The organism is Desulfuromonadales bacterium (assembly GCA_035620395.1).
GTDB lineage: Bacteria > Desulfobacterota > Desulfuromonadia > Desulfuromonadales > DASPGW01 > DASPGW01.
Genome location: DASPGW010000213.1, coordinates 1 through 5,188, shown reverse-complemented (window position 1 = coordinate 5,188; position 5,188 = coordinate 1). Strand labels below are relative to the sequence as shown.

The following is a 5,188-nucleotide window of genomic DNA, read 5'->3' as shown; positions in this document are numbered from 1 at the left end:
TCTTGTCCATGAAAGTATTCCTCCGCAGAAGGTGGCATGCTTCGTCCCTCGGGCCAGCTTTCACATTTTAGCCGATGCCGGAGATTTTGCCGGGCGAGGCGCCGGGGTGGAACCCGGCGCGGTGGCGGTGAGTAAGGCTGTCTAGGCGGGAGGCTCGCTGCTGCTGCCGCTCTCCTCGCACAGGGCTGGCGACCATTCCTGGCGCTGCTCTCCGACCTTGACCTGGAACCGGTCGCCGCTGCAGTAGAGGAGTCTGCCGCTTTCGTGGCTACCCAGGTTCTCCAGGTAGATCTCGTTCCCTTCTTCAGCTGCCTGACAGCATTTTGTGAACTCCTCGCGTTTCATGGAATACTCCTTTCCCCACCCGAAAAGGTGGTAGTTTCAGTAGATTTCTCTACTTTTATTATAACGGTTACGGCAGTGCCGATGGGAGTCGTACTCAACCCCACCAGCGCGCCGGCAGTGCCTCTCGCCAGCCGAATTGGTCGATGAGGCGGGTAAAGGATGCTTCCGGCGGGGCGCAGACGGTGAGCGGCCGGCCGCTGGCCGGGTGGGGGAAGGTGAGTTCGACGGCGGCGAGAAGCAGGCGGTGACAGTCGAATGCTTTGCGGAAGAGCCGATTGTGGCGGCCCTCGCCGTATTTCGTGTCGCCGATGATCGGATGGAAGATGTGTTTGAAGTGCCGGCGCAGCTGGTGTCGGCGGCCGGTGCGGGGATGGGCCTCGACCAGGGAGTAGCGGCTGGTCGGATGGCGGCCGACGGCGAAGGGGAGCTCTGTCGCGGCCAGCCGTCGATAGCCGGTCATCGCTGTCTGCGCCTCCTTGTCCGGAGCGGCGAAGGGGTCGGCAATGCGGTCCGGTTCTTCGCGCAGAGGATGGTCGATGACTCCCTCGGCCGCCGTCACGCCGCGCACCACCGCCAGGTAGGTTTTAACCACCTCGCCATCGATAAAGGACTGGCAGAGCGTCTGTGCCGCCTCCGGGGTCAGGCCGAAAAGGAGGACGCCTGAGGTCGGCCGGTCGAGGCGGTGTACCGGGTAGACCCGCCGGCCGATCAGGTCGCGGACCAGCTGCAGGGCGAAACGGGTCTCACGCCGGTCGATCGGGCTGCGGTGAACCAGCAGGTCGGCCGGCTTGTGGACGACGACGAGGTGATCGTCGACGTAGAGGATGTCAGGCGCCGGCGGCGCGGTCACTGGCTGCATGGGGTTGGTCCGACGCCGGTCTGACGGCGCCACTCCCGGTCGGGTGGTGGTTTGCGGTTCTCGGTGCGTGGGACGCTCCCCGGCCGTGCGCCGCCGGAATGCGAGGATAGCGGAAAACAGTCGGCAGGGGAAGCGTGAACAGGGAAGAACAGGGTGAAAGAGTGGCAGCCCTTCTTTCCCTTGACGAAAAAGGGCGCCGGTTTGATTTTCCGCCGCCCTGGCCAGTCCAGTTCATAGGAAGAAGCGATTGAAAAGCAAAAACACATTTGTTTTTCGAATTTTTCTTTGCCCTGCAGGTGATGTTAGACTTCGCCAAAAATTTCTTCGGGAGGTTCTATCATGCAGAGGCTGAGTGTATTGTTCTTGCTGGCTGTGGTGGCGCTGACGGCCGGTTGGAGCGTGTCGGCGGTGGCGGCCGAGAAGGGTTCCTACAATTACCTGACCGCCGAGGCGCTCAAGGCCAGGATCGAGAGCAAGCAAGCGCTTACCCTGCTCGACATTCAGGTCGAACAGGAGTTCGGCGAACATCACATCCCGGGTGCCGTGCCCACCTACGCCTATCCGGTCAAATCCGACGAGGAGCGCGCCCGGCTCGATGGATTCCTGCCGCAGTTGCAGGCAAACGGAGATCCCATCGTCATCGTCTGCCCGCGAGGCGAGGGGGGCGCCAAGCGTTCCTATGACTACCTTCTGGGTAAAGGAATTGCGCCGGCGCGGCTTCTCATCCTCGAGAAGGGGCAGGAAGGGTGGCCTTACCCGGAGTTGACGGAAAAGAGGGACAAATAAACGGCGTCGTGCATGTGGCCGGCGGTTGCAGACAAAGGGGCTCTCCATGCGGGGGCCCTTTTTTTCTCCGAGGACAAGGGTCCACAACGATTAGTTCGTCGGTGTAAGAAAAAAGTAAGATTGTTTCCGCTAGACTTGCCGACAGTGCTTTATATGGCTTTTCTCGCGGAGGGTCGCATGGTTGGCTGCGAAAATCAGGATAGCTGCTCCTATTTCAAAAAGATACGCTTCTCGCGAGTCTATCTGCACAGCGTTTTTCTCCAGGACTACTGCCGGGGCCGACAGGCCAGGGACTGCATGCGCAAGATGCATCAGGAAGTCTACGGCGAGCCTCCCTCTGACGACCTTGCCCCCTCCGGGGTCCTTTTCTGAACGAAGCTGTAGCCTTTAACTTTTCCGGTCCCGGTGCCGAAATCGGCTGCTGGGAAAGCTCAGCCCTGAGCGGACCGAGTGTGCAGATGCACAGTGGGGGAATACTTCATCCGCACCAAATTTCCACGAGTATCCACGTGGAAATTCCGGTCCCGCCGAATTATAGTTGGAACCATCAAAGGCCTGTTGTGGCAGGCGGGCCGGCGAGCCCTTCTTCTTCAAACAACCTAACTGTTTCAAACCGGTCAACGGGACGCCTCCTCCCTTGACCGGTTTTTTTTGAGGAGACGTCGCAAGGGTCGGCCGGAGAAAAAAACGAACCCGCGGCTCGCTCTTCCCACTTTTGCCCCTTCCGGAAAATTCTCCGTCTTAAAAAGTTCAGGCCGCTCGTCCTTCGGGGCCGGATTCATCGCACACCTGCCGTCCCCACTGGCGCCACTCGCCGCCCACCTTGACGTTGAAGGTGTCGGCCCTGCAGTTGAAAACCCGCCCTGCTTCGTGCAGAGCACGGTTTTCGATTATGCGCTCTTCTCCCCAGAAGGCCGCATGGCAGATATTTTCGTAATCCTGGCGCGTCATGAGCTACCTCCTTTCTGTAGTGCGGCCGGCGCCGGCAATACCCTCTTGGCCGCATGACCCGAAATACGAAAAGCCCCGGTTGCCCGGGGCTTCCAATAACTGAGAGGCCGGTTTACTACGGTCGGCTTTCCACCAATCCGTCGGCTTAAACCTTACTGGGAGGCGTCAATCCGGCTCCTCGCGGGCCCGGCTCAACGGTGCACCTTTCAAGTTCTGCCTTTTTCCGGGGGTTTATACGCCCACGGCGGATGGGATGACACGGCTTCTGTCGTTGGACCGCATAACCCCGGCATCTCATTTTGCAGGGATGTGGGACGCTCTCTCACGCAATTCGATCACGGATTTCCTCCAAGGCCAAAGCGGCCTCGGCGCCTTACCCATGGATACCATAAGCCGTCGCAACCATCATCGCTGGCGCCGTCATCTCGGAATCCGGTGTTTGCAGTTTTCCGATCTGCGCCGAGTGGAGAAGGTACCCGCATCCCAAACCTGTCAAAGAACAACTTTCCTTTCTTGCACTCTTATTATAGCACCTTCAAATGCCCTCCGCAAAAGCCCCCGCCCCCTGGTGGCGGCATGCAACTCCGGAGTGCCGACCCTCCTGTTGTCATTCGCCCGGAAACCACTCACCATACCCTGCAGACCGTTTCAGGCGTCCCGCTCCAAGGCGGGCAGGCTCACCGCGGTTCTGGCCGGGGACGTACGACTTTCGTGCTGACGAAACTGACGCGAGAAGGAATCGCACATTCCAGAGTTTTCAAAGAACCTCTTTATTTCATTTATATTTTAGCACATCCGGTCTTTCAGTGCCGGGCGAACTCTCGTGGCCGTCAGTGGTGGTGTTCGTCCAGAAGCCCTTTTATCGCCGCGGTCATTTCCTGACTTCTGTTCTCGAGCCCGGCATTCTCCATGGCCCGCGCCAGGGCGATAAAAGCCTGATGGAAGAGGAACGACTGGAAGAGGTTGACGGTCACCGGCGGTGCGTCTCCCAGGGGAAGCAGGTCGATGGCCTGACGGCAGGTTTCCGGATCGATGGAGGTCATCCCCCGGCAGAGCAGGGGCCGGACGGGATAGACGCTGCAGGTTCCGGCTTCGTCCAGCAGGGCACAGGACTGTCTCCGGCGGATGCGTTCCTCCTCGTCGAGCCAGCGGATGGCGGCATGCAGGGCGTCGATCTTCTGCTGCAGCGCAAGAAGCTCGCTGGCAGAGAGTTTGCGCTCCAGATAGGCGACGATGGTGGCGGCTTCAGGCCGCAGGACTGCCACATTGACCACACAGCAGTGAGCGCATCCCGGGCCGCAGGCGATGAGGGGAGCCTCGCCCCGAAAGCGGACCAGGGCCGTTTCGGCCATTTCCTGCACAACGCGGCAAGCCTGAATCAGCTCGTCGTCCGATTGCGCATCGCTCAGCAGGGCGGTCGCCGTCCGTTCTGTCTCCATGGCAAAGCTGTGGAAGTCGAAGCCGTCGCTCATGATCGTCTCCCGGCCTGGACGGTCATTCCCTTACGTAGGTGTCAATGTCGGTTTCATGAACCATTCCCATCAGTCGTGCGTACTCGGATTCGATCAGCAGGTAGTGGTTGTGGGTCGATTCGGCATTGGCCTCGAAGACCTTGCGCACCTTTTCGTCCCCGATTTTCGCGGCCATATCGCGCAGGCTCTTTTCCAGCTTCAGTTCCTTTTCCATGGCGAGTTCCATCGCCCGGCGCTCGTTGAAATCCGACATCAGGATCCTCTCCAGGTCGGTGAGCCAGTCTGAATCCTGCATCGGATCGGCGGCCATGAAGGCGTCGAAATCCGGGATGTCACCCCCCTGGTAGACGTGGTAGAACCAGGCGGCATGTTCCCGCTCCTCGCTCGCCAGCAATTCGAAGATCTTTCTGGCTTCCTGGCGTCCCATATGCCCGGCGCTACGATGGTAAAAATCCATGGCATTCTTTTCTGTCTGGATGGAGCGTTTTATCGCCTCCTGAACATCGATTTTTTCGAACATGCAAGTGTCTCCTTCGCTCCGATAGATCGCTGCTGCAGCCTGTTGTTCCTTTTAACCGACAAACGGAGCCTGTCAACTGCTGCCCTGCTGAACGAAAGGGCCCGCAACTGCAGACCCTTTCTGCGGGTTTCTGGTTTTCCGGTGTCAGGCTCCCGTGGCCGCAGGCGGGACAAAGACCCGCTGTCCCAGTTCCTGATCGAGCAGCAGCAATCCCCGGCCATCCCCTTCGACCCGCTTGAGCTTGCGGATGAGCAG

At 59.7% G+C, this 5,188-nt stretch carries 7 protein-coding genes; 2 read left to right on the top strand and 5 right to left on the bottom strand.

Annotated elements, in window-relative coordinates; all coding sequences use genetic code 11:
- Positions 1–141 precede the first annotated feature (141 nt).
- Both VD811_11840 and VD811_11835 read right to left on the bottom strand, forming a co-directional pair.
- Positions 142–345, bottom strand: coding sequence for a hypothetical protein (locus VD811_11840; protein ID HXV21666.1), 204 nt, complete (start codon positions 343–345; stop codon positions 142–144).
- 94 nt (positions 346–439) lie between these two features.
- Positions 440–1,204 carry a pseudouridine synthase gene (locus VD811_11835; GenBank protein HXV21665.1) on the bottom strand — a complete coding sequence of 255 codons (765 nt, stop codon included), beginning with the start codon at positions 1,202–1,204 and terminating at the stop codon, positions 440–442.
- A gap of 339 nt (positions 1,205–1,543) precedes the next feature.
- On the opposite strand from VD811_11835, the gene VD811_11830 reads away from it, so the two are divergent.
- On the top strand, positions 1,544–1,990 hold the full coding sequence (locus VD811_11830) for a rhodanese-like domain-containing protein (protein HXV21664.1): 447 nt from the start codon (positions 1,544–1,546) through the stop codon (positions 1,988–1,990).
- Positions 1,991–2,167: 177 nt separating this feature from the next.
- Entirely contained in the window at positions 2,168–2,362 is a 195-nt protein-coding gene (locus VD811_11825) for a hypothetical protein (GenBank protein ID HXV21663.1), read from the top strand.
- Between the two features lie 378 nt (positions 2,363–2,740).
- Here the strand turns inward: VD811_11825 and VD811_11820 are convergent, their stop codons facing one another.
- The 3 genes from VD811_11820 to VD811_11810 form a co-directional block, all read right to left on the bottom strand.
- Entirely contained in the window at positions 2,741–2,941 is a 201-nt protein-coding gene (locus tag VD811_11820) for a hypothetical protein (protein HXV21662.1), read from the bottom strand.
- A gap of 830 nt (positions 2,942–3,771) precedes the next feature.
- The gene (locus VD811_11815; GenBank protein HXV21661.1) at positions 3,772–4,413 is read right to left on the bottom strand and encodes a YkgJ family cysteine cluster protein; all 642 of its coding nucleotides are present in this window, start codon (positions 4,411–4,413) and stop codon (positions 3,772–3,774) included.
- Between the two features lie 22 nt (positions 4,414–4,435).
- A complete protein-coding gene (locus VD811_11810) occupies positions 4,436–4,933 on the bottom strand; it encodes a ferritin family protein (protein HXV21660.1) in 498 nt (165 codons plus the stop codon).
- Positions 4,934–5,188 lie beyond the last annotated feature (255 nt).

What these genes read in the sequence shown, in the direction of transcription:
- VD811_11840 (HXV21666.1), bottom strand. Translation starts at nt 345, where the DNA reads ATGAAACGCGAGGAGTTCACAAAATGCTGTCAGGCAGCTGAAGAAGGG.
- VD811_11835 (HXV21665.1), bottom strand. Translation starts at nt 1,204, where the DNA reads ATGCAGCCAGTGACCGCGCCGCCGGCGCCTGACATCCTCTACGTCGAC.
- VD811_11830 (HXV21664.1), top strand. Translation starts at nt 1,544, where the DNA reads ATGCAGAGGCTGAGTGTATTGTTCTTGCTGGCTGTGGTGGCGCTGACG.
- VD811_11825 (HXV21663.1), top strand. Translation starts at nt 2,168, where the DNA reads ATGGTTGGCTGCGAAAATCAGGATAGCTGCTCCTATTTCAAAAAGATA.
- VD811_11820 (HXV21662.1), bottom strand. Translation starts at nt 2,941, where the DNA reads ATGACGCGCCAGGATTACGAAAATATCTGCCATGCGGCCTTCTGGGGA.
- VD811_11815 (HXV21661.1), bottom strand. Translation starts at nt 4,413, where the DNA reads ATGAGCGACGGCTTCGACTTCCACAGCTTTGCCATGGAGACAGAACGG.
- VD811_11810 (HXV21660.1), bottom strand. Translation starts at nt 4,933, where the DNA reads ATGTTCGAAAAAATCGATGTTCAGGAGGCGATAAAACGCTCCATCCAG.